The sequence below is a fragment of the Neobacillus paridis genome (assembly GCF_016765675.1).
Classification (GTDB): domain Bacteria; phylum Bacillota; class Bacilli; order Bacillales; family Cytobacillaceae; genus Neobacillus; species Neobacillus paridis.
The window spans coordinates 89,657-112,993 of record NZ_JAESWB010000045.1 but is presented as its reverse complement, the minus strand read 5'-3'; the positions used below and the strand labels follow the sequence as shown (position 1 = coordinate 112,993).

Sequence of the window (23,337 nt, the reverse complement as noted above, 5' to 3'; positions counted from 1 at the left end):
GCGAATTTAAACCTTATATTAGCGAATTATATGATTTATTAGCGAATCTTGAATATTTATTAGCGAATCAACACAAGTATCCTATACTGCAACTGCTCACTTCATATATAATAAAGCTAGTATTTTTTGAGGAGCGGTAAACATGCGTTTATTGGTTGTTGAAGATAATCTTCCTTTATTAGAATCAATTGTTCAACTTTTATCTGATGAATTTGAGGTGGACCAAGCGTCAAACGGTGAGGACGCCTTATTTTTAGCAAGGCAGAATATTCATGACGCCATCGTGTTAGACGTGATGATCCCAGAAATTGACGGTTTTGAAGTGTTACAGACGATTCGTAAGGAAGGGCTGCAAATACCGATTCTATTTTTGACCGCACGCGATTCACTCGAGGACCGTGTGAAAGGACTGGACAGCGGCGGCGATGATTACTTGGTCAAGCCATTTCAGGCCGCTGAATTAAAGGCGAGGATCCGGGCCCTATTAAGACGGAGCGGCAGCTTAACGACTAATCAAACGATTCAATATCGTGGCATTGAATTATTTGGCAAAGAAAAAGATATTCATGTGGATGGAGAATCGATTAAACTGACAGCAAAGCAATATGAATTGCTGGAATATTTAATCCAGAATAAGGGTGCTATTTTGACAAAAGAACAAATTTATGATCGTGTATGGGGCTTTGATTCTGATACAACAATTGCGATTGTTGAGGTATTTATGCATCACCTCAGAAAAAAACTTGAACCATTTGGCTATCATTCTGATATTAAAACGATTCGCGGTGTTGGCTATATGCTGGATGAAAAGTAGGGATAGTCCATGTTTCGAAAAACCCATATTAAGCTTACATTATTAAATTCACTCGTCCTGATTATCCTGATTGCTATTCTAGGAAGCATCATTTATTTTTATACTGAAAGTAGATTATACCAAGACGTAAACCGTTCATTAGTAGATTCCATTCAGCATTTTCAACAGCGTTCACCTGATGATATGGATGATCCAAGCATTGTGCCTCAGGGACCCAAGTTTATTCGTAGAGATCCGCGGATTATGACCTTAATATGGGATCAGAATCAACAGCTGATAACTGACCAAACACGTGATTCTCAATTGTTTCAAGATTATGAAAAGAAAATCCGTCCGAAAAAGCTGAATTCTTTAGAGGATGTATCCGTGGGGAACTTCTCCTATCGTTATATTGCTTTCGAAGTAGATACCGATATAGGGAAAGTAACCGTTCAATTTATCCGTAATGTGAACTCGGAAAAAGAATTATTAAATAGACTTTTTCTCATTATTATAATAGGCTGTGGGGTGGGCATCATTCTTGCAGTTGGGTCAGGATACTTTTTGGCGGGGAGAGCCTTGGTTCCGATCAAGAACGCCTGGCAAAAACAGCAGCAATTTGTGTCTGATGCTTCACATGAGCTGCGGACTCCCCTAGCCGTTATTCAGGCTAAGACAGAATTGCTTTTTCGCAGCCCGCAGGCTACCGTTCAGGATAAAATACATGATATCTCTACGATCTCAAATGAGTCCAGACGTCTTTCCAAGCTTGTGGCGAACCTGTTAACACTTGCCAGGTCCGACTCAAATCAGTTAGAGATGAACAAACAGGTATTTCGCCTAGACGGACTCTTGCAAAAGATCGTCCGGGATTACGAGGAAATTGCCTTATATCAAGAAAAATCGCTTACTTTGGACGCGCCTGAGCCTGTAACTTTTGTTGCTGATAAAGAAAGAATTCATCAGCTAATCGTCATTTTGCTGGATAATGCCTTGAAATACACGGGTGAAGGAGGAAAAATTCAGCTTTCCTGTCACCAAAGCCATTCGTCCATTTTTCTAAAGGTAGAAGATAATGGCATTGGAATTCCAGAGCAGGATATTCCCAAGATTTTTGACCGGTTTTTCCAAAGTGATAAAGCAAGAACGAAAGCGGAAGGAACCGGATTAGGGCTGTCGATCGCCAAATGGATTATTGAAAAACATCACGGCAAAACAAGGGTTCAAAGCAAGCTGGGTGAAGGAACAGCGATTGAAATGATCTTCCCAAGAGCGCAAAAAAATTAAAAAATTATTTCCAAGAGCTTCTCGTGGCGGCAATGTCAAAGATCTGCTGTCAAAATTTATTAGCAATCAAAACCTATTCCGGTAAGGGTTGCAGCAGGGTAAGCATTTGTCGCCCGATGTCTCTTGGGGCTTGTTTTTGACTTGAAAATCACCAACAATGTAATAATAGTAATATATATGTCAATATTGTGAACCTTATTGACAGCGGTTACATTAGAAAATATACTGGTACTAAGTTGATAAACAGTGAAGAGATGAGGAGATCACGCAATGCCCTGATTTTTTTGGGAAGCTTTGTGGTCTCCTCTTTCATTTCTGTATAGTCTACTTAATATTTTCATCTCAATGAAAAAAGAGGAGGAACATTTATGACAGCATTTTGGGGTGAATTAATCGGAACAGCCATTCTAATTACGTTAGGGGCAGGTGTTTGTGCTGGTGTCAATTTGAAAAAAACACTGTCTAACGGAAGCGGTTGGATTGTCATCACATTTGGCTGGGGATTTGCGGTAGCAATGGGCGCCTACGCAGTAGGACAATTTAGCGGCGCGCATTTAAATCCAGCATTGACGATTGCATTAGCATTCTCAGGGGACTTTCCTTGGAGTCAAGTACCTGCTTATATTATTGCCCAGGTTATCGGTGCTGTGATTGGAGCGGTACTCGTCTACTTCCAATACCTGCCACATTGGAAAGTGACAGATGATCCAGGTGCGAAATTAGGAACTTTTGCGACTGGTCCGGCAATTCCTCATACTTTTGCAAACCTGATTAGTGAAATGATTGGTACATTCATTCTTGTTTTAGGAATACTAGCAATTGGTGCAAATAAATTTACCGATGGCTTAAATCCATTAATCGTTGGCTTCCTCATTGTCAGCATCGGCTTGAGCCTAGGTGGAACAACAGGATATGCGATTAACCCAGCACGTGACTTTGGTCCGAGATTAGCCCATGCCTTCCTTCCAATTCCAGGAAAAGGAGATTCTAACTGGAGATATTCTTGGATTCCGATTGTTGGCCCAATTCTTGGCGGAAGCCTAGGAGGTTTATTTTACAAAGCAGCATTTCTTGGAAAAACAACGGCAAGCCTTTGGGTTGTTTTAGCGGTAACGATTGTTGTTCTTGCTGTTGCTAAAGTAAAGGGCACAAAACCTGAACCAGAGTTTACTTCAACTACTGAAAAAATTAGTGCATAAGCTATTGAAAAGGGGAAATTTCGATGGAAAAATACATTTTATCTCTTGACCAAGGTACAACAAGCTCACGGGCAATCCTGTTTAATAAAAAAGGTGAAATTGTTCATATCGCTCAAAAGGAATTTACACAATATTTTCCAAAACCAGGCTGGGTAGAACATGATGCAAGTGAAATTTGGGGTTCTATTTTATCCGTTATTGCTACCTGCTTGGCAGAAACGAACACTAAACCAGAGCAAGTAGCTGGTATCGGGATTACAAACCAACGGGAAACAGCAGTAGTTTGGGATAAAAATACAGGGGTTCCAATCTATAATGCGATTGTCTGGCAGTCCCGGCAAACCGCGGAAATCTGTGAAGATTTGAAAGCAAAAGGCTATGACCAATTATTTAGAGATAAAACGGGATTATTAATTGATGCTTACTTCTCCGGCACAAAAGTAAAATGGATTTTAGATAATGTAGAAGGTGCAAGAGAAAAGGCAGAACGCGGCGATCTTCTTTTCGGAACCATTGATACATGGCTCATTTGGAAACTTTCCGGCGGCCAAGCTCATGTCACTGACTACTCAAATGCATCGAGAACCTTAATGTTCAATATCCATGAACTTAAATGGGATCAGGAGCTGTTGGACATCCTAACCGTTCCAGCTTCAATGCTTCCGCAAGTCCGTCCATCATCAGAAGTTTATGGTAAAACAGTTGACTACCATTTCTTCGGCTGCAATGTTCCAATTGCCGGGGTCGCAGGCGACCAGCAGGCAGCACTCTTTGGCCAAGCATGCTATGAAGAAGGCATGGCGAAAAACACTTATGGAACCGGTTGCTTTATGTTAATGAATACCGGTGAAAAAGCCGTAAAATCGGAACACGGCTTGTTAACAACGATCGCATGGGGAATTAACGGAAAAGTAGAATATGCCTTAGAAGGAAGTATCTTTGTTGCCGGTTCTGCTATCCAATGGCTTCGTGACGGCTTACGGATGTTCAAAAATGCGGCTGAAAGCGAAGAATATGCTACATCGGTATCCTCCACGGATGGAGTATATATGGTTCCAGCGTTTGTTGGCCTGGGAACTCCGTATTGGGACAGCGATGTCCGCGGGGCAGTTTTCGGTTTAACTCGTGGAACAACGAAAGAACATTTTATCCGGGCAACATTAGAGTCCCTTGCATACCAAACAAAAGATGTGTTAACTTCGATGGAGGCTGATTCCGGCATTTCGCTAAAATCTTTACGCGTAGATGGCGGCGCAGTTGCCAATAACTTCTTAATGCAATTCCAAGGAGATCTCTTAAATGTACCGGTAGAGCGTCCAGTCATTAAAGAAACAACGGCATTAGGCGCAGCTTATTTAGCGGGACTTGCAGTTGGCTATTGGGATAGTCAAGAGGAAATTGCGGCTCAATGGAATATGGACCGCGCCTTTACACCAAATATGGCCGAAGAAGAAAGAGAAAATCTTTATACCGGCTGGAAAAAAGCTGTAAACGCTGCTAGAGTATTTAAATAATATTTTTGCAGCCTTAGAAAAAAGGAAGGGCCACTTTCAGATTAATTATCTGCGAAGTGGTCTTTTTTTTGCTAATTAGGAAAGTACTACGAGAAAAAGGGGAAACGCCCTTTTTGGTGACTTTAACCGGCACGAGACAAGAGCAGTTGTTTGAAATGCTTAATGGCTATTGGCGATTTCAGGTTTAACGGTAGCGAGTATGCGTTATGAGTACTTCCGCACAATTAGAAATCTCTTTTTGAGCAGCGCCAATTTTTTGAAAATTTATGTTGTAATACTATAATATATAGTGTAATATTACACTTGTATTATTAGTAATTTATCCCACTGGGGGTTGTGGATGTTGAAGAAAATGGTTCGATTATGGTCCTTATGGTTTGGCATTATCCCTTTGGTTCTTTCTATCCTTGCCTTTTTTATGATGAATGTTAGTTCTCTGATGATTGGTGCACTTGCTACACTTATCGTTGGCGGGCTGCTTGCCGGGTTTATCGCCTCGATCAAACAGGAGATATGGGAAAAATCAGGGCATAATGTTCTGTTTTTTCTTTATCCGCTGGCCTACACGGCAGTACTATGGGCTGTTTTTATGCTGATTAGCGGGGGATTTTATGGATCCGAAGTTTGGTGGTATTATGGCATTTCTCATATTGCGATGGCTCCGATCTATTTTATGGCCATGTTTATGGGGGAAGGAAGACTTTTTCTATGGGCACCGCTGGTCTATGAACTGGCCTTTGCAGCAGCAATAATGGCTTCCGTTGCTTTTGGTAAGTTACGTCCTGCGTTCCATAAGAAGCAGCTGCTTTCGATTTTGCTTGTGTTTGCCCTGGCGATTTCAACTGGGGCAGCTGTCGAGTGGCATCGCAGTAAAACGGTCCTCCCTTCCTATGGATTTAAATATGGAGGCGGATACTCCAGTACAGACTTAACACCCTACGAGGTGACGAATCCGGACAATAAACTGCCTCAGCTAAATGCAAAGTCTTCATTTATAATATCTAATCCAAATGAAATGCCCATTTTGGATGGAGCAGAGGCAGCCTATCCTGTATATTCCGGATTTGCTAACGCTACCTATGAAAATATCAAAAACGTGATGGCAGAAAAAGAAGTCGTCACTTTTACCAACACGATTTATGCCTATGAACGCTTATTGTCAGGTGAAATAGACATCTATTTCGGCGCTGAGCCGTCAAAAGAGCAGCAAGAGATGGCGAAAAAAGCAGGAAAAGAGCTGGTTATGACGCCAATCGGAAAGGAAGCATTTGTGTTTTTCGTCAATCATAAAAATCCCGTTGATGATTTATCAGTGGCTGAGATTAAAGGAATCTACTCCGGTAAAATTAAAAACTGGTCAAAGCTGGGAGGAAAACAAGCAAGGATAATCGCTTTCCAACGGCCAAAAAATTCAGGAAGCCAGACACTTTTAGAAAAGATTATGGGGGAAACACCGATTATCGAGCCATTAAAGGAAGATGTTCCTGAAGGAATGGGCGGTATCATTGAACAAGTGGCAGATTATCGAAATTATGACAATTCCATCGGCTTTTCATTTCGCTTTTTTGCCACCGGCATGAGCCCGAATCCGGATATTAAATTGCTTGCCATTAATGGCATCGAACCAACCCCCAAAAACATCGGGAGCGGGAAATATCCTTTTACGGCCAACCTCTACGCGATTACCTTAAAAGATAACAGAAAGCAGCAGGTTCAGCCGTTCCTCAAATGGATGCAGGGACCACAAGGCCAAGAAATTGTCGAAAAAATAGGCTATATACCAGTGAATTGAGCAGGTGTCAGGCACCACAACAGTATATCTAGCAGATTAATGGGAACAAACTTCTAGATATCGATGTTTTAGTGGTGTCTGACAACGATAAAAAATTTAGATTTCGATAATAACTGGCAGGATCATTGGTTTTCGTTTGGTTTGCTCAAACAGATAACGGCCGACAGCTTTTTTAATGTTTTGTTTAATGATGTTCCATTGACGAATGTTTTCTGCCTGCAGGTTATTTACTGTTTTTCTGACAATGTTATTGACTTCTTTTAAAAGATCTTCAGAATCCTTAACGTAGACAAAGCCGCGGGTAATCGTGTCAGGCCCCTGAATGATGTTACGCTCGCCCTTACTTAAAGTAATCACAATGACCATCATTCCGTCCTCAGACAATTGTTTACGATCCCGCAGGACGATTTCTCCAATGTCGCCAATTCCCATCCCATCAACGTAAGTGTCCCCTGAAGGTATTGCTCTCGTTTGTCGGGCAATACCATTTTCAATGTCGACAACATCTCCGTTTTTAATAATAAATATATTTCCTTTTTCCACTCCGACAGATTCAGCGAGCAAGCGGTGGTGGTGGAGCATCCGAAACTCGCCATGAATCGGAATAAAATAGGTAGGTTTTATTAGGGTGAGCATGAGTTTTAAGTCCTCTTGGTAGCCGTGCCCGGAAACATGCATCCCTGTAGAAGAGCCGGAGCCGTATATTACCCTGGCACCAAGTTGAAACAAATTATCAATAATTCGGGAAACATCGTGTTCATTCCCGGGGATCGGGGAGGCAGCCAAAATGACAGTATCTCCGGGGTAAATGGCTACATCCCGATAATTGCCGTTGGCCAGCCGCCCAAGGGCGGCCATGGGTTCCCCTTGACTACCGGTACAGAGGATGGCTACTTTTTCAGGAGCGAAATGTTCAACTTCGCCTGCTTCAATCAGCATTCCCTCTGGTACATCCAAAATCCCGAGTTCAATCGCAACGGAAACAACGTTCACCATACTTCGCCCCAACAGAGCCAGTTTTCGGTCTGTCTGTATACAAGCAGCCACAATTTGCTGGATTCGATTCACGTTTGAAGCGAAGGTTGAAACAAAGATTTTTCCCTGCGCGTGGATAAAGGCCTCTTCCAAATGAACGCCGACCATTTGCTCCGAAGGTGTTGAGCCCTTTCGCTCGGCATTGGTACTTTCTGAGATTAAGGCGATTACCCCATTTGTACCAATTTCCGCCATTTTATGAATATCCGAATATTGATTGTTCTCCGGGGTTAAATCAAATTTGAAGTCGCCGGTATGGACCACATTTCCTTCAGGCGTATGAAAAACAATGCCAAGGCAATCGGGGATGCTGTGGCTTACCCTGAAAAAGGAAACTCCAAACGCTCCAAATTCGAGCTTTGATTCGGAATCGATTGTGACCAGTTTGGTACCGCGATTGAGCTTATGCTCCTCCAATTTTAGTTGGATTAATCCCAGTGTAAATCGGGTTGCGTATATTGGTACATTTACTTTTTTCAAAAAATAAGGAATCCCGCCGATATGATCCTCGTGTCCGTGAGTAATGATCAGGGCGCGAATTTTTTCTTGATTCTCCTCCAAATAAGTAATATCAGGAATAATTAAATCAATTCCTAACAGACTCTCATCGGGGAACATCCCACCACAGTCAACAATGACGATATCGTCAGCATATTGAAGGACATACATATTTTTTCCTATTTCATTGATGCCGCCCAGGGCAAAAATGGAAAGGATATTTTTATTAACAGGCAATTTTGTTGAACCCCCTATCCCGAATTGGTTACTGGAAGTATTCCCCTTTTTCAAGTCAAATATTTTACTTCCTCTATCTTATTTTTCTGAATTAACAACATTAAAAATATAAAAACATGTCTAATGCTACAAATTACAATATTTGACAAATTACGTATAAGGTATAAAATATAAGTGTAAAAAAATTTAGAATGAAAAGGAGGAATCAGCCATGAATTACTTATCGCCGTTTAGGAAACGTGCAAGGGACTTAAGTGCTGAAATGTGGGATTCCTTCAGTGATTTCTTCAACGAGAATTTCTTCGAACCTGTGAGAAGTGATGCCCACTTATTACGCACAGATATCAGAGACGATGGGGATCATTATGTGATTGAGGCTGAGCTGCCAGGTTTCGACAAAAACCAGATCAAGGTGGAATACGACCGGAACTATCTAACCATTTCTGCGCACCGTGAAGCAGATATTAAGGAAGAAAAGGAAAACTATATTCGTCAAGAAAGACATATGGGTGAATTCGTCCGTCGGTTCTATGTAAAGGACATTGATGAAAATGCCATTGATGCCACCTTTAATAACGGAATTTTAACAATTCGTTGCACTAAAACGAACATCCCCAAAATTGAACAAAAACAGATTCCAATTCATTAATAATTTTGGCACCTGGCTCCAATGAGTCAGGTGCTTTTATATTTTGGGAGAGAAGCTTCTCTAAAAAATTTGAAATTTCTTCCTTAGAAAAAGTGGATATATCAGTGTAAAATAGAAACAGTGGTTTAGTGAAGATAATATATTAACAGTTAAGGAGTGACTTTAATGACAAAGAAAATGAATGTAGAAAGCTTCAACCTTGATCATACAAAGGTAAGAGCGCCTTACGTCCGCTTAGCAGGGATTAAAGAAGGAAAGAACGGGGATGTCATCCATAAATATGACGTTCGTTTCAAGCAGCCAAACAAAGAGCATATGGAAATGCCGGCGCTTCATTCACTTGAGCATCTGATGGCCGAAAATATCCGCAATCATTCTGATCATATTGTCGATGTAAGTCCAATGGGCTGCCAAACAGGTTTCTATGTAACGGTCATCAACCATGACAATTATGACGAAATCCTCGATATTCTTGAAAAAACATTGAAGGACGTTTTAGCTGCCGATGAAGTTCCCGCCTGCAACGAAGTCCAATGCGGCTGGGCAGCCAGCCACAGTTTGGAAGGCGCCCAAGAACTGGCAAAACAAATGCTGGCGAAACGCAGCGAATGGACAGAAGTATTCTAGAGAGGTGAATGGAACCATGTGAATTTTTCGCATGGTTCAACTATTTTTACAAAAGCAGCTTTTTAATGAAATAAAAAAAGGGATTATCTGCTATTCAGCAAGATCATCCCGTTTTTTGCTTATGGCTGCCTTCCGCTTCTGTTTGTAAAAAATCCTTGATTTCTTCGATTGTTAACCCTTGCTGTTTGGCTGTTGCTATTAGTTCGACCCACTCTTGATCTATAGCGGCGTTCAAAAATTCACTCCCTTTCTACAATCCCCGGAAACTATTAACAAGTATCTTTCAACCAGTAAATATATCCTATCTTTACCTTAACCTACGAAGGTTAAAAACTAGTTAAAAAACTTATAAATATACTAAAAAAAATCAGGACTTTTTTCCTGATCCTAAAAATGCTCTATTTTGTTGAAAATTTATACCCGAATCCTCTAACTGTTTGAATAAAACGTGGATTCTTAGGATCCATTTCGATTTTTTTCCTTAATGTACTTAAATGGACTTGGACCGTTTTTAGCTCAGCCTCTGAATCTATTCCCCAGATCAGATCATATAATTGTTCTGCACTGAATACTTGGTTTGGATGTTGAACAAGGTGGAAGAGGAGCATACGTTCCTTGGCAAATAATTCAATCATTTCTCCCTTTTTCTTTACTGTTTTATCGGAAAAATTGATGGTTAAATTGCCAACGGTTAATTCATTGGAACTGTTAACGCCTATTCTTCTAAGGTTAGCTTTTATTCGTGCGATTACTTCAGGAGGATCAAACGGTTTTGTAATGTAATCGTCGCAGCCAATTTCAAACCCTTGAATAATCGTATTTTTTGTTTTTTCCCCCGTAATAAAAATGAGGATTCCTTCTGATAGTGAACGATATCTGCGGGCAATCTCAAACCCGTTTTGGTCTGGAAGATTGAGGTCAAGTAAAACAATATTGGGGATGTTCTCTTCCATCAGCTGCAGGCCATCAGCGGCGGTCGCAGCCGAATAGACCAAAAATCCCTCCCGCTCAAGATAGAGTCGTAAAATTTCAATAATAGAATCGTCATCTTCGACTATTAAAATGGTAATGGGACCCATAGATTCATCTCCCTATGCAGTTTGGAGAAAATTCTGCTTACACTAAATATACCATAGTAGAAGCATCTAATGTAATACATACGCTGTACCATTACCTTATTGTGTAAAAAATGGTATGATAATAATGATTGCTGGATACTATATTAAAGGGATGTTGGCGATGAAGTGGAAATCTCGTAGTTTGATAACGATAATCGTCATCATTGGATTGTGCTCGATCACATCTGTGGTTGACGCAGCATCCAATGGGAAAGCCGTAGCAGGAGAATTTAAAATTTCTCATTTCACTAAGGATCAACTTATCAAATTGAATGGAGAATGGGAATTTTATTGGCAAAAGCTGTATACGCCAAGGGACTTCATACAAAAGGATATCGCTAAAAACCGGCAATTTGTTACGGTTCCTCAAGAATGGACGAGCTATAACTTCCAGGGAAACCATTTACCTTTAGCGGGATATGCAACCTATCGTTTACGAGTGCAGCTTCCCCAAAATGCACTAGGTACGGTGAAGGCGATTTATATGCCAAGCGAAGCATCTGCTTATCGTTTATGGATTAACGGCAAAGAAATGTCGAAAGTGGGCACCGTCGCAACCAATAGAAAGGAAATGATCCCGGATAATAACCCTAAAGTGATTATGTTCAAAGTCGACTCTAATCCAATTGAACTCATCGTTCAAATATCCAATTTTCATCAGCGCCGGGCAGGCTTGGAAGAGGGGATCCTAATCGGAGAACCGGAGCCTGTTATGGCTTACAAAGAAAAATCGATTATTTATCGCACCATCATCATTATAAGCATTGTTATCATCGGACTATACCATGCGGCTTTATTTTTATTTCGAAAAAAGGAATATTCCTTTCTCTTCTTTGCGATTGTCTGTATCGTTGTGGCTGTTAGGGCAACTATTCAAGAGGAAGGACTCGCCTCTTATTTGTTGTCCTTTTTAAGCTGGGAAATCGCCTGCAAACTGGAGTATCTTGGGGCAACGCTGGGCACCCTCTTCATTGCCTTATTTTCCTATACACAATTTCCACAAGAAATGAATCGGAAACTGAGGAATATCATCACGATTGTCTGGACGGTTAACAGTTTATTTATCATTGTGACCCCGGCAGTGATTTATACGAGGGCGATGCTTTTGATTCAAATCCTGATGATCATTACGTTTCTTTATATTATTTACGTTTATTATGTGGCTGTCCGGGCGAAGCGTGAAGGTTCCTATTTGAACACAGCAGCTATTATCGTGATGTTTGCTGCAATTCTGAATGACACCTTCTATTTTAATAGACTCATTGCTACCACCGAACTAGCTTCTGTCGCTCTGTTCTTTTTCTTGTTTACACAAGCGATTATTCTCTCGAAAAAATATGCAACCTCTTTTGCTAAGACAGAACGCTTGTCAGAAGATTTGAGTCGGATGAATGCATCATTGGAGCAGCAGGTACTGGAAAGAACGCAGGAGCTCAAACAGGCAAATGAAGAGCTGTTCATTACCAATCAAAAGTTATACGAAGTCCAGCAGTCAAAAAACAAATGGATTCGCAATATTTCCCATGAAATTGCGGCCCCTTTAACCAATATTCGTTCTTACACAAAAGGGATGCTTGATGGGGTTATTCCACCGGAACAAAAGTATATTCAACTGATTTATGATCAGAGTCTCTACTTTTCACGAATGTTGCATGACCTTAATGATATTTCAGAAATAGAAAACCACCAGATTAAATTTACCTTGGAACAAACGGATATTCGTGAGTATTTTCGTAGTTTATATGAAAAATATAAATGGGATATCGAGAAACAGGGGATAAAATTTATTATGATAGATAACCTTCCACCGCAAACGCAATACATATTTATCGATACCACCCGAATTGAACAGGTGATTGTCAACTTATTGAAGAATGCGCAGCGCTTTGTCAAAGAAGATGGGAAAATATCTCTGGAGCTCGCCCAGGAAAATACGAATGAGGTTACCATCAAAGTACGTGATAATGGGATTGGAATCAAGGGAGAAGAAGTTGGGCTGGTATTCAACCGGTTCTTTAAGAACAGTACTAAGGGAAAACCGCATAGCGGAGCGGGGCTGGGGCTGGCAATCGCAAAGGAAATTATTGAATATCACAAAGGGACAATAGCGGTTGAAAGTAAACCTGGTAAGGGCAGTTGCTTTTATTTTAACGTGCCGATCATGAAAACAGCCATAGAAACCCAATTTGAAGGTGCCTGACACCGGGCATTTCAATTGATTTATCCCCCTTTTTTTGATTAGTTTAAATGTAAACAGAAAGATTTTGAGCTGTACCCTGATTTAAAATAAGGAGCAGGAGAGAACTTATATGGGAAAAAGAGTAGTGATTACTGGTATTGGAGCGGTCACTCCTTTAGGAAATGATGCCTATACCACATGGAATAACATTAAAAACGGTGTATCCGGGATTGGACCGGCTACCAGTATCGACACGGAGAAAGTAGATATTAATATTGCAGCAGAGGTAAAGGAATTTGCACCTGAACAATTTATTGATAAAAAAGAGGCCAGAAGAATGGGACGTTACAGCCAATTTGCGGTAGCGGCAAGTAAAATGGCTGTAAAAGATTCCGGGATTGAAATTGGCAGGGACATCTCCCCTGAACGTGTCGGTGTTTGGATCGGCTCCGGGATCGGCGGTTTAGCAGAATTCGAGGAACAACACCGCAGGTTTATTGAAAAAGGCCAGAGAAGAGTTAATCCGTTTACGATTCCATTGTTTATTCCGGACATGGCGGCCGGTCAAGTTTCGATTGAACTTGGTGCAAAAGGGATCAATAATTGTTCAGTTACCGCCTGTGCCTCAGGTGCCAATTCCATCGGCGATGCCTTTCGCGTCATTCAGAAAGGCGATGCGGAACTAATGATTGCCGGGGGAACAGAAGCAACGATCACTGAAATGACCATCGCCGGATTTTCCAATATGACCGCGCTTTCGAAAAATCCCGATCCCCAAACGGCAAGTCGGCCATTTGATAAAAATCGTGATGGATTTGTTATCGGTGAGGGGGCCGGAATTATTATTTTGGAAGAAATGGAACACGCTTTAGCCAGAGGTGCAAACATCTATGCTGAGCTGATTGGCTATGGGGGCACTGGTGATGCTCATCATATTACAACCCCGGCACCGGACGGGGAAGGAGCAATACGGGCGATGAAAATGGCATTAGCGGATGCCGGAGTTGCTCCGGAACAAGTGGATTACATCAACGCCCATGGTACTTCCACTTATTATAATGATTTATACGAAACGTTGGCGATCAAGGAAGTTTTCAAAGAACATGCTTATAAGCTTTCGGTCAGTTCGACAAAATCGATGACCGGTCATTTGTTAGGAGCAACTGGTGCAATCGAAGCGATTTTTTCTATTTTAGCGATTAAAGAAGGGATCATGCCGCCAACGATTAATTATGAAACGCCTGATGAACAGCTTGATTTGGATTACGTCCCCAACGTGGCAAAGAAAAAAGATGTGCAAGTAGTATTATCGAACTCCTTTGGATTTGGCGGTCATAATGCAACATTAGTTTTTAAAAAGGTGTAAAGAAAATTTCACAAAATCGACATGCGAAGGACCTGCAAAAAGATATAAATTTGTTATGCTTAAGATAGAAAACATAATAGTTGGCTAGAGACTTGGAGAAAGCCATAAAAACCAATGGGAAGAGCTAAAGAGTGATTTCCCTAGGTTTTTATGGCTTTTTTTCAATAATAGGAAGGAAAGGTGACTAATCATGACAGAAATGATCGAAACGGACGTAGTGGTCATCGGCGGAGGAGTAACGGGGGCAGGAGTGCTCCGCGACCTGGCGCTTCGCGGCATCAAGGCAGTATTAATTGAGCAGCAGGACTTGGGCCATGGCACCTCCTCAAGAAATCACGGACTACTTCATTCGGGGGCACGTTATGCTGTTCGTGATGAAGAAGCAGCGATTGAAAGCTATCAAGAAAACTTAATTTTAAAAAAGACAATCCCGGGATCCATTGAAGAAACCGGTGGTTTATTTGCAAAAGTGCCTGAAGATGCAGATGAATACGTTCAAAAATGGCTGGCAGCTTGTAAAAAGGTGGGAATCCCTACTGAACAAGTCACCCTAGAACAGGCGCTAAAGCAGGAGCCCTATTTAAATAAAAAAGTACAAGCGGTTTATCGTGTCCCTGATGGAGCGGTGGATGTTTTTACCTTGGTGATCGATGTTGTCGCAGATGCGGTTGCCCATGGAGCTAAAGCGCTGAGATACCATGAAGTGATCGATGTACTTTTGGATCAAAACCGGGTAAAAGGTGTAAAGGTTCGCGACGTGTATAGCGGTGTGGAAAAAAACATCTATGCCAATATTGTTATAAATGCGGCAGGCCCATGGGGAACACAGATTGCCCAGATGGCAGGAATTCCGCTTCATCTCATTAATAATAAAGGCATGCTGGCCGTTTTTAGTCACCGGTTTAATCGGCAGGTCATTAATCGGCTAAGGATCCCGGGAGATGCTGACATTTTCGTCCCCGCCCATGATGTCACGATTTTTGGTACGACTGGTGTGAATGTCACCGATCCAAATGATACATCTCTTGACCGGCAGGAGCTTGAAAGGATGCTGGCAGAAGGACAAGCATTGATTCCTTCCATTCATGAGATGCGTATGATCCGTGCCTATTCCGGCAGCCGTCCGCTTTATCAAGAGTCAGCTGATCTCAATGATAAGAGTGGAAGAAATGTTTCCCGTGGAATTGCTTTATTGGATCACCAGAAACGGGATGGACTGGCAGGCCTTATTACCATTACCGGGGGAAAGCTAACGACTTTCCGGCTAATGGCCGAAATGACGGTTGACTTAGTTTGTGAAAAGCTTGGTGTTAACGTTAAATGTACAACTGCTGAGGAAATAGTTCCGCAGCGTAAAGTTGAAGGATATTTTAATCAGATAGATATGGCCCCGGCGGCAAGGAATAAACTAAAATCTTGGGCTGGAACAAAAGCAGTACAAATTGAATCCGCCTTACGGGAAGAAAATACGGTTATTTGCGAGTGCGAGCAGGTAACATGGGCAGAAGTGGAGGCAGCGATTCCCGAGGATGGGCGCTTTCACCTCGGCGATATTCGACGCAGAACCCGCTTAGGTATGGGACCTTGTCAAGGAACCTTCTGTCATCACCGGGCTGCGGCGCTAGCGGTGGAAAAAGGGAAAGCAACATCGGAAGAAGCGGATTGGGCCCTTAAGCAATCGATGATTGAGAGGGAAAAAGGAATGGGCGTAGTGGCAACGGGAGAAACAGCGAAGCAGCAACAAATGATGGCAGCCATTTACCTTGTCTCATTAGGATTAGAAAGGGAGGAACGACAAAATGTTTGATGTGGTTGTTATAGGTCAAGGCTTATCTGGATTATTATCGGCGATATCGGCTAAAGAACAAGGCTTTCGAACCGCTTTAGTATCCATTGGTTCCGGTAAAATCATCCAGTCAACCGGTGTCATGGACTTAATTCCTGGCTCACACGGAGGATTAAAAGAGTGGATGGAATTTCACCAGCTGACAGTTGGACAAAAACAAGGCGCCATCGATGCCGTGGAACAATTTAAAGAGTTAACTGAGAGACTTGGATACCCATATTCCGGTGATCCCGAAAAACCTGTCCAAATTGTAACCGGTGCCGGGCACGTAAAAACAACAACCCTCTATCCACAGACGATTAAACCGGTTCCGGAGCGAGGCCACGTTGTTGTAGTCGGCTTCCAAGGGATCAGCGATTTTCAGCCGGCTTACGTCGCTGGAAATCTTCACAAGCATCGGCCGGATCTTATCATTGATACGATGAAGATTTCATTAGGAAAACATTCACAGCGGACAATGACACAGTTAGACGCTGCCCGGCTGTTAGATCAAGAGGAAGTTCGTAACGAATGTTTAACACAAATAAAGCAGCAACTCACGGAAAAGAACATAAGGCGTCCTTCCTTATTTATTTTCCCAGCATCATTAGGGATAGAAAACTGGAGGAAAACAGTAGAGCAGTTTACCAGAGAGCTAGGCACAGCAGTGACGGAAGCACCGGGGATGCCGCCAAATGCAACAGCGATCCGTTTGAATGAACGGTTAAAGAAACAGGCGGTGCGCTTAGGAATTCGCTTTTACAGCGATACAACAGTGACAGGGTTTAAAGCGGATGGCCAAATGATCCAATCATTGATGATTAAAACGGTAAATCAGGTAACAGAATTACAGGGAAAACAATTTGTGCTGGCAACCGGTGGAATCTTAGGCGGCGGTTTGGAGGCAACACCTAGTGGGCTTAAGGAAACGGCCCTTGGACTAAAAACGGATGAGGAGGGCGCATTGCTGAATTGTCCGGTTAACCTCCATCCAGTTGGAGCAGCAAATGGATTGCAAAATACACAATATGGCATTACCGGAGGCATATTCTCCATCGTGTCTGCCTATCAAACGATTAATCAGGTTTGTCAACTTGCATCAGTAGAAGGAGGAACCCGCAGTGCTTGATTTTGACTTATTTGAACAAACCTATGAAAAATGTCTAAAATGTAATGCATGTGTGGTGAACTGCCCTGTTTCTAATACAACCCTGGATTTTGGCGGGCCTAAGCATCTGGGACCGGAATTAAAACGGCTGGTGAACCAGCAGCAAACGATTGATGATAAACGTATTGAATTATGTACCTTATGCGGAAATTGTGACATGTCCTGTCCGGAAAATGTCCATGTTTCCACATTGACTGCCTATGCCAAGGCGATTCATTCTGACCAATCAGGAACCAAATTCCGTGATTTTGTCTTAAGTAATGCGGAAACAGTAGGAAAGCTCGCCTCTTCATTTGGACCGATTACCAATTTGGCAATGGGAATGAAGCCGGTTAGAAAAGTGATGGAAATGGTCATGGACATACCCGCCGAACGGCAGTTTCCAAAATATCGCTTTAAGAACTTTAAGCGGATTTATCATAAGAAGACAGCCGGTACGAAGCGGAAAGTAGCTTATTTTGTTGGCTGTTATGCCACTTACAATGCGCCAGAGGTCGCGGAAAGCTTTATCAAAGTCATGAAATACAATGGTATTGAAGTAGCCGTTCCCGATCAAAAATGCTGCGGGGTGCCGATGTTCGCTAACGGGCAAATGACACAAGGATTGAAAAATGCCAATTATAATATTAATAGTCTTTTAGAATATACCCGCCAGGGCTACGATGTCGTCTTAACCTGTACCAGCTGTACAATGGCTCTTAAAAAAGAATATGTCTCGTTTTTAAAATCGGCAGGGGCTAAAGAATTGGCCAGTCATGTTTATGATGCCGATGAATACCTGCGGTTGTTAAAAGACAGCGGCGAGTTAAATATGGATTTATCACCAATGAAGGAAAAAGCCGGGTATTATGCTCCATGTCATATGAAAGCCCAGGGAATCGGTAATCCGGCTATGGACATTTTAGAATTAATACCTGGTTACGAGATTCAAGATGTAGGCGCCGGCTGTTGCGGGCAATGCGGTACATTTGGCTTTAAAAAGGAAAAATATGATGTGTCAATGAGAATTGGCAAGCCGATGGCCGAAGCGGTAAAAGAAGTAAATGCTGATTATACGGTTACAGAGTGCGGAATGTGTAAAAACCAGCTGGATCAGTTGACAGATAAAGTGGTCAAACATCCAATGCAGATCTTAGCGGAGGCCTATGACAGTTACCGCTGATTTTATTGTTCTTGCGGCAGGAAGAAACTCATTTAGAAGAAAACAGCAACGGAGACCTCCCCGCTGCTGTTTTCATCATTAAAGAACTGATTCCACTCGGTCTACTTTAACAGTCCAGTCAAATGGGTCTTCAACTTTGCCAAGCTGAATGCCCGTAATGGCATCGTAAATGCGCTGGGATAGTTGTCCAATTTGTTGCTCGTTAATAACGATGGATTTTCCATTCCAATTTAGCTCGCCAACCGGTGATATAACTGCAGCAGTTCCGGAGCCGAAGACTTCTTCCAATTCTCCGCGTTCATGGGCGGCGAAAATGTCTTCAATCGAAATCCTCGCTTCACGTACGGGAACTTCCCAATGTTTTAATAATTGAATAACCGAATCACGGGTAACACCAGGTAAGATGCTGCCGTTTAATTTAGGGGTCACGACTTCACCGTTGATTTTGAAGAAAATATTCATGCTGCCCACTTCTTCAACATACTTATTTTCCTTTGCATCGAGCCAGAGAATTTGCGCATACCCCTTTTCCTCTGCCTCTTCTTGGGCCTTCAAGCTGGCGGCATAATTGCCTGAGGTCTTGACATGACCGACTCCGCCAATAACGGCACGAACATAATGCTCTTCAACATGGATTTTAACCGGACTTAACTGGCTTCCATAATAGGCACCTGATGGAGACAGGATCACCAGCAATTTATATTGATGGGAAGGACGGACGCCAAGGTGAGGTTCTGTGGCGAGAATAAACGGCCGGATATAAAGCGACATTCCTTCGCCCTCAGGGATCCAATCTTTTTCAATTGAGACCAACTGTTTGATTGCATTTAATAGAAGCTGTTCATCAATTTGTGGAATACATAGCCGGGCGCATGATTCATTCAACCGGTTCATATTTTTTTCCGGGCGAAAAAGCTGAATGGTTCCATCAGCGGTTTTATAAGCCTTTAACCCTTCAAAAATGGCCTGTCCATAATGAAAAACCATCGCCGCCGGATCAAGTGTTATTGGCTCATATGGAACGATTCGTGGATCATGCCATCCGCTGTCAATATGATAATCCATGACAAACATATAGTCCGTATAATAGTTCCCGAAGCCAAGTGAAACAGGCTCAGGTTTAGCCTTTAATTCTTCTCTTTGAATAAATGCAATATCTTGTTTCATCGTTACACCCCAAATCCCCAATCATTTAGTTTATATAATTGAGAGTACGCCTAATACAGAAAAAATACAATAGTTTGGGTTTTAAAGTTTTCTAAATTCTTAAAAAACATCGTACTAGGACAATGAACCGCCTATGGGGGTTCTTATTTTTTGTCGGGCCTCCAATTTAATTCTGATTTCAACAAAAGCTGATGGATGAAACCAAATCCCCATATTTTCGTAGTAATATATATTAGCAGAACTGGACGTAGGGGGGATGAATTTTTTCATGGACAGATTAACGATTGACTTGCAAAAGGCAGGATATAGCATCGAGGATCCGGTTATTGAGAATATCTCTTTTTCCGTAAAAGCTGGTGAACTTGTTGGGTTGATCGGTGAGAACGGTGCGGGGAAAAGTACCACCATTAAGGCTATTTTGGGACAACTCCCGTGGATGGAAGGCTCTGTTTCGGTACATACGAAAGGCTCGGTTTATGGTTATGTCCCGGAAAGACCGGTTTTTTATGAAGAATTAACGGTTTGGGAGCATATCGAATATTGTGGAGTGATGCGGGAAATTCCCAACTGGGAAGGGCAGGCAAAGGAGCTAGTGAAGACTTTTCGCGTCGAGCATTATATTCACCAGCTGCCACATAGCTTGTCGAAAGGAACGCAGCAAAAAATAATGATTATTCTTGCGCTGCTCCCTTCGCCGGAATTATTAATCGTTGATGAGCCCTTCATTGGACTTGATCCCCGGGCAACGAAATTATTGCTAAGAATCATCGAACAGGAACGGGAAAAGGGAACGGGAATTCTGATGTGTACTCATGTACTGGATACGGCTGAGAAACTTTGCGATAAATTTATCCTACTTTCAAAGGGAACGATGTATACCTCAGGTTCACTACTTGACCTGCAAAAAAAATGTCAGCTGCCGGATGGCAGTTTGCTGGACTGTTTTGATTATCTTATCGATGAGGATCCGAATTATGGGTTGGATTGAATACATAAAAAGGTGGAGAAAGGCAGGAAAATTCCAGCGGAAAGTTATTGGGATGGTTATTGACTGGACAGTTTTCCTTTATCTTGTCATTCCCGTTATCATTGCCTTGGCTGTCATCGATTATCAGCTGTGGCAGTCGCCGCCCGCTTGGACATCATTTATACCGGTTCATTTGTTTGGACTTGTTTTCTTCTATATTGCTCAATTTTTTTCAATCAGAACATATGTAGAACAGGCAGACGAATTATTTGTTATTCAAAAAGGTGACTATTATCAATCTTTATTACAGTTGGGGAAATACTTTTCTGTATTGAAAGCCATGTTGGCAGCAAGTATCCTCATTTTTTACTTTTATCCGGTATTTAAAACAGGTTATCAACTTTCAATTTTTACTGTGCTGCTCATCCTATTCTATGTTGTCGTTTGGAGTCTCTTCCGAAAACTGGCGGCCAGATGGTTTTCCTTACGGGGGATCATCTGGAGAAGGAGGGTTTTTTCCGTTTTTGAATTTATGCTGTATGGGATTGGAATGTATGGTCTATTCCATCATCAGCTTGTTTTTCTCAGCATGATGCTGCCTATTTTTGGAGCTGTTGTATTTTTTCTCAAAAAAGAAAGACAGCCATTACGGTACTTTCATGCGGAGGCTGAGCGGGAAAGAAGTGAAAAGTGGAAATGGGCAGTCTTTTTAATGGTTCAGTCCGGTGAATACGAAGGAATCAAGAAAACAAGAAAATATCCGTTATTTAATAAACAATCACAGGGAATTTTTTCCAAAAGAACACCCGAACATGTACTGGCTGAAATGTATTGGAAATGGCATTTTCGCAAGGGAAGACATTTAAAGTTTTATCTATATTTTGTCCTGTTTTCTTTCTATGCTTTAGCGGTATTGCCGGAAAAAGTACAGTTTTTTGTGTTGGCATTCATTCTTTTTGCAGGCTTCAAAATACAAGATGGTATTTGGAAGTCCTTTATTACCCATCCATTTACAAGAAATATCGGGCCCATAAACGAAACAAGCCTAGTAAAAGGAAAACGACTGGCATTTTTGGTATTATGGCTGATACCTTGTGGAATGCTGATGATCTGGGCGTTGTTCGTTTAACTTTTTTGACGAGTGTCAGGCACTATCCCGACTGGTAGGTGCCTGGCATTTTTGTTATGATTCAAAAAAATATCCGGCTATATGCCGGATAAAAAATTATATATAAAGGGGGATGAAAGGCAATGAAAAGATCATGTCCGTTTCATGTATGATCTTACTCCCAATAAATGACCAAATTATGAATAAACCATTAACAGTGTTTAAAAAGTGGTGGCAGGTACCACTTGTTTAGGAAGACATGATTTGCCCGCCGTTTACATGGAGTGTTTGTCCGGTGACGAAGCGAGAGTCATCAGAGGCAAGGTAGACAAAGGTTGGAGCGACCTCAAAGGGCTGACCTTGTCGTTTCATCGGGTTGTCTGCAAGGGCCACCTGGTCGGCTGAAAAGCTTGCTGGAATCAGTGGTGTCCAAATCCGTCCAGGGGCAATGGCGTTGACTCTGATGCCTTTATCAATCAGATTGCGTGCCAAGGCCCGGGTGAATCCAACAATTGCTCCTTTTGTGGCAGTATAATCGATCAATTGGTCATTCCCATAATAGGTCACAACAGAAGCAGTATTAATAATGGAACTGCCTGGTTTTAAGTACGGCAGGGCGGCACGGGTCGTGTAAAAATGAGAGTAAATGTTTACCTTGAATGTTTCATCGAATTGCTCATCGGTAATATCAAGCAGACTATTTTGCATAAACTGGATTCCCACATGGTTACAAAGGACATCCAGCCGGCCGAAGGTTTGAATGGTGCTTTCCACAATGTTAAGGCATTGCTGCTTTTCTCTGAGGTCACCAGGCAATAATAAACAGCGCTGCCCGAGTTCCTCAATCCTTGCCTTTGTCCGGTTGGCATCCTCATGTTCATCTAAATAAGCAATTGCGACATCGGCTTCTTCTTTCGCAAAAGCAATCGCAGCGGCTGCTCCCATGCCGCTGTCACCACCGGTAATAAGCGCAACTTTCCCTTTTAATTTTCCGCTTCCTTTATAATTTGGATTTTCAATGATTGGCCGGGGAACCATTAATTTTTCAACACCGGGCTGACGAAGCTGGCGCTGTTCGGGAACAGATAGTGGAATATCTTCATAGCGGGTTATTTTTCCATAATGGGGATACATCGGATAATCTTGGTTTGGCGGCGTCTGGTGATGATCGTGTGTCATAGCAATCCTCCTCGAAATAAATCTTCGAGTTACTGTATGTTATCTGGGCTGATAGAGTGCCTGTCAAGTTCCATTGTGACGGGCTCAAGATGGAGGGATGCGGAATAGTGTAAAGAAAGAAGTCAACAAGGAGGTTTTAAGCTGTGCAGTATTATTATCAATTCAGCCGTGAAGCAAAGCTGTTGTTAGTGGATTTTTCGGAGGAAAAAGAAGAACTGCTATATAATTCAAATCCTCATCCTTTTATGATACCGCAAATCGGCAAGCGCCCGCCATTCTATACGAATCCAAGATATGAACAGTATTATCCGGTTATTTAGACTTATCGTATTATAGGGGAGGAACTTTTCGGCTTATTCGGTAAAGTAAAGTCTGTCTAGTTGCCCGAGTTGGAGAAATTTCGGTAGTTTGGGTCAAGTAGAGTCTGTCTAGTTACCCGAGTTGGAGAAATTTCAGCAGTTTGGGTA

At 42.0% G+C, this 23,337-nt stretch carries 20 protein-coding genes; 15 read left to right on the top strand and 5 right to left on the bottom strand.

Going from position 1 to position 23,337, the window contains the following annotated elements; genetic code table 11:
- The first annotated feature begins 142 nt into the window (after positions 1-142).
- From JK635_RS04905 to JK635_RS04885, 5 genes are all read left to right on the top strand, one after another.
- A complete protein-coding gene (locus JK635_RS04905) occupies positions 143-814 on the top strand; it encodes a response regulator transcription factor (RefSeq protein ID WP_202652868.1) in 672 nt (223 codons plus the stop codon).
- A 9-nt stretch (positions 815-823) separates the two neighbouring features.
- Positions 824-2,080, top strand: a complete 1,257-nt coding sequence (locus tag JK635_RS04900) for a sensor histidine kinase (protein WP_202652867.1) — start codon at positions 824-826, stop codon at positions 2,078-2,080.
- Between the two features lie 368 nt (positions 2,081-2,448).
- Positions 2,449-3,279: an MIP/aquaporin family protein gene (locus JK635_RS04895; protein ID WP_202652866.1), complete on the top strand. Its 831-nt coding sequence runs from the start codon at positions 2,449-2,451 to the stop codon at positions 3,277-3,279.
- Between the two features lie 23 nt (positions 3,280-3,302).
- The gene (glpK, locus tag JK635_RS04890; protein WP_202652865.1) at positions 3,303-4,793 is read left to right on the top strand and encodes a glycerol kinase GlpK; all 1,491 of its coding nucleotides are present in this window, start codon (positions 3,303-3,305) and stop codon (positions 4,791-4,793) included.
- Positions 4,794-5,133: 340 nt separating this feature from the next.
- The gene (locus JK635_RS04885) at positions 5,134-6,585 is read left to right on the top strand and encodes a PstS family phosphate ABC transporter substrate-binding protein (RefSeq protein ID WP_235887890.1); all 1,452 of its coding nucleotides are present in this window, start codon (positions 5,134-5,136) and stop codon (positions 6,583-6,585) included.
- Between the two features lie 96 nt (positions 6,586-6,681).
- Here JK635_RS04885 and JK635_RS04880 read toward each other — a convergent pair whose 3' ends face one another.
- Positions 6,682-8,355, bottom strand: coding sequence for a ribonuclease J (locus JK635_RS04880; protein WP_202652864.1), 1,674 nt, complete (start codon positions 8,353-8,355; stop codon positions 6,682-6,684).
- 211 nt (positions 8,356-8,566) lie between these two features.
- Here JK635_RS04880 and JK635_RS04875 point away from each other — a divergent pair, with 211 nt between their 5' ends.
- Both JK635_RS04875 and JK635_RS04870 read left to right on the top strand, forming a co-directional pair.
- The gene (locus tag JK635_RS04875) at positions 8,567-9,004 is read left to right on the top strand and encodes an Hsp20/alpha crystallin family protein (protein ID WP_202652863.1); all 438 of its coding nucleotides are present in this window, start codon (positions 8,567-8,569) and stop codon (positions 9,002-9,004) included.
- A 165-nt stretch (positions 9,005-9,169) separates the two neighbouring features.
- Positions 9,170-9,631 (top strand): S-ribosylhomocysteine lyase, encoded by a 462-nt coding sequence (locus JK635_RS04870; protein WP_202652862.1) that lies wholly within the window; start codon positions 9,170-9,172, stop codon positions 9,629-9,631.
- A gap of 103 nt (positions 9,632-9,734) precedes the next feature.
- On the opposite strand, the gene JK635_RS04865 is transcribed toward JK635_RS04870, so the two are convergent.
- The gene (locus JK635_RS04865) at positions 9,735-9,866 is read right to left on the bottom strand and encodes an anti-repressor SinI family protein (protein WP_202652861.1); all 132 of its coding nucleotides are present in this window, start codon (positions 9,864-9,866) and stop codon (positions 9,735-9,737) included.
- A gap of 163 nt (positions 9,867-10,029) precedes the next feature.
- Positions 10,030-10,710 (bottom strand): response regulator transcription factor, encoded by a 681-nt coding sequence (locus JK635_RS04860; protein WP_202652860.1) that lies wholly within the window; start codon positions 10,708-10,710, stop codon positions 10,030-10,032.
- A gap of 160 nt (positions 10,711-10,870) precedes the next feature.
- On the opposite strand from JK635_RS04860, the gene JK635_RS04855 reads away from it, so the two are divergent.
- From JK635_RS04855 to JK635_RS04835, 5 genes are all read left to right on the top strand, one after another.
- Positions 10,871-12,949, top strand: a complete 2,079-nt coding sequence (locus JK635_RS04855) for a sensor histidine kinase (protein ID WP_202652859.1) — start codon at positions 10,871-10,873, stop codon at positions 12,947-12,949.
- 109 nt (positions 12,950-13,058) lie between these two features.
- Entirely contained in the window at positions 13,059-14,294 is a 1,236-nt protein-coding gene (fabF, locus tag JK635_RS04850; RefSeq protein WP_202652858.1) for a beta-ketoacyl-ACP synthase II, read from the top strand.
- A gap of 190 nt (positions 14,295-14,484) precedes the next feature.
- Entirely contained in the window at positions 14,485-16,101 is a 1,617-nt protein-coding gene (gene glpA, locus JK635_RS04845) for an anaerobic glycerol-3-phosphate dehydrogenase subunit GlpA (RefSeq protein WP_202652857.1), read from the top strand.
- A complete protein-coding gene (locus JK635_RS04840) occupies positions 16,094-17,248 on the top strand; it encodes an FAD-binding protein (RefSeq protein WP_202652856.1) in 1,155 nt (384 codons plus the stop codon). The genes glpA and JK635_RS04840 overlap by 8 nt, the downstream gene beginning before the upstream one ends.
- Positions 17,241-18,449, top strand: a complete 1,209-nt coding sequence (locus JK635_RS04835) for an anaerobic glycerol-3-phosphate dehydrogenase subunit C (protein WP_202652855.1) — start codon at positions 17,241-17,243, stop codon at positions 18,447-18,449. The genes JK635_RS04840 and JK635_RS04835 overlap by 8 nt, the downstream gene beginning before the upstream one ends.
- 78 nt (positions 18,450-18,527) lie before the next feature.
- On the opposite strand, the gene JK635_RS04830 is transcribed toward JK635_RS04835, so the two are convergent.
- Complete coding sequence (locus JK635_RS04830; RefSeq protein ID WP_202652854.1) at positions 18,528-19,616, bottom strand: branched-chain amino acid aminotransferase; 1,089 nt, start codon at positions 19,614-19,616, stop codon at positions 18,528-18,530.
- Positions 19,617-19,884: 268 nt separating this feature from the next.
- Between JK635_RS04830 and JK635_RS04825 the strand changes: the two genes are divergently transcribed.
- Positions 19,885-20,604, top strand: coding sequence for an ABC transporter ATP-binding protein (locus tag JK635_RS04825; RefSeq protein WP_202652853.1), 720 nt, complete (start codon positions 19,885-19,887; stop codon positions 20,602-20,604).
- Positions 20,591-21,712 (top strand): ABC transporter permease, encoded by a 1,122-nt coding sequence (locus JK635_RS04820; protein ID WP_202652852.1) that lies wholly within the window; start codon positions 20,591-20,593, stop codon positions 21,710-21,712. Before JK635_RS04825 ends, JK635_RS04820 begins: the two co-directional genes overlap by 14 nt.
- 228 nt (positions 21,713-21,940) lie before the next feature.
- Here JK635_RS04820 and JK635_RS04815 read toward each other — a convergent pair whose 3' ends face one another.
- Positions 21,941-22,870: an SDR family oxidoreductase gene (locus JK635_RS04815; RefSeq protein ID WP_202652851.1), complete on the bottom strand. Its 930-nt coding sequence runs from the start codon at positions 22,868-22,870 to the stop codon at positions 21,941-21,943.
- Between the two features lie 143 nt (positions 22,871-23,013).
- Here JK635_RS04815 and JK635_RS04810 point away from each other — a divergent pair, with 143 nt between their 5' ends.
- Positions 23,014-23,190, top strand: a complete 177-nt coding sequence (locus JK635_RS04810) for a hypothetical protein (RefSeq protein WP_202652850.1) — start codon at positions 23,014-23,016, stop codon at positions 23,188-23,190.
- Positions 23,191-23,337: the final 147 nt, after the last annotated feature.

What these genes read in the sequence shown, in the direction of transcription:
- JK635_RS04875 (WP_202652863.1), top strand. Translation starts at nt 8,567, where the DNA reads ATGAATTACTTATCGCCGTTTAGGAAACGTGCAAGGGACTTAAGTGCT.
- JK635_RS04870 (WP_202652862.1), top strand. Translation starts at nt 9,170, where the DNA reads ATGACAAAGAAAATGAATGTAGAAAGCTTCAACCTTGATCATACAAAG.
- JK635_RS04815 (WP_202652851.1), bottom strand. Translation starts at nt 22,870, where the DNA reads ATGACACACGATCATCACCAGACGCCGCCAAACCAAGATTATCCGATG.
- glpK (WP_202652865.1), top strand. Translation starts at nt 3,303, where the DNA reads ATGGAAAAATACATTTTATCTCTTGACCAAGGTACAACAAGCTCACGG.
- JK635_RS04820 (WP_202652852.1), top strand. Translation starts at nt 20,591, where the DNA reads ATGGGTTGGATTGAATACATAAAAAGGTGGAGAAAGGCAGGAAAATTC.
- JK635_RS04860 (WP_202652860.1), bottom strand. Translation starts at nt 10,710, where the DNA reads ATGGGTCCCATTACCATTTTAATAGTCGAAGATGACGATTCTATTATT.
- JK635_RS04905 (WP_202652868.1), top strand. Translation starts at nt 143, where the DNA reads ATGCGTTTATTGGTTGTTGAAGATAATCTTCCTTTATTAGAATCAATT.
- JK635_RS04900 (WP_202652867.1), top strand. Translation starts at nt 824, where the DNA reads ATGTTTCGAAAAACCCATATTAAGCTTACATTATTAAATTCACTCGTC.
- JK635_RS04855 (WP_202652859.1), top strand. Translation starts at nt 10,871, where the DNA reads ATGAAGTGGAAATCTCGTAGTTTGATAACGATAATCGTCATCATTGGA.
- JK635_RS04825 (WP_202652853.1), top strand. Translation starts at nt 19,885, where the DNA reads ATGGACAGATTAACGATTGACTTGCAAAAGGCAGGATATAGCATCGAG.
- JK635_RS04895 (WP_202652866.1), top strand. Translation starts at nt 2,449, where the DNA reads ATGACAGCATTTTGGGGTGAATTAATCGGAACAGCCATTCTAATTACG.
- glpA (WP_202652857.1), top strand. Translation starts at nt 14,485, where the DNA reads ATGACAGAAATGATCGAAACGGACGTAGTGGTCATCGGCGGAGGAGTA.
- JK635_RS04840 (WP_202652856.1), top strand. Translation starts at nt 16,094, where the DNA reads ATGTTTGATGTGGTTGTTATAGGTCAAGGCTTATCTGGATTATTATCG.
- JK635_RS04885 (WP_235887890.1), top strand. Translation starts at nt 5,134, where the DNA reads ATGTTGAAGAAAATGGTTCGATTATGGTCCTTATGGTTTGGCATTATC.
- JK635_RS04830 (WP_202652854.1), bottom strand. Translation starts at nt 19,616, where the DNA reads ATGAAACAAGATATTGCATTTATTCAAAGAGAAGAATTAAAGGCTAAA.
- fabF (WP_202652858.1), top strand. Translation starts at nt 13,059, where the DNA reads ATGGGAAAAAGAGTAGTGATTACTGGTATTGGAGCGGTCACTCCTTTA.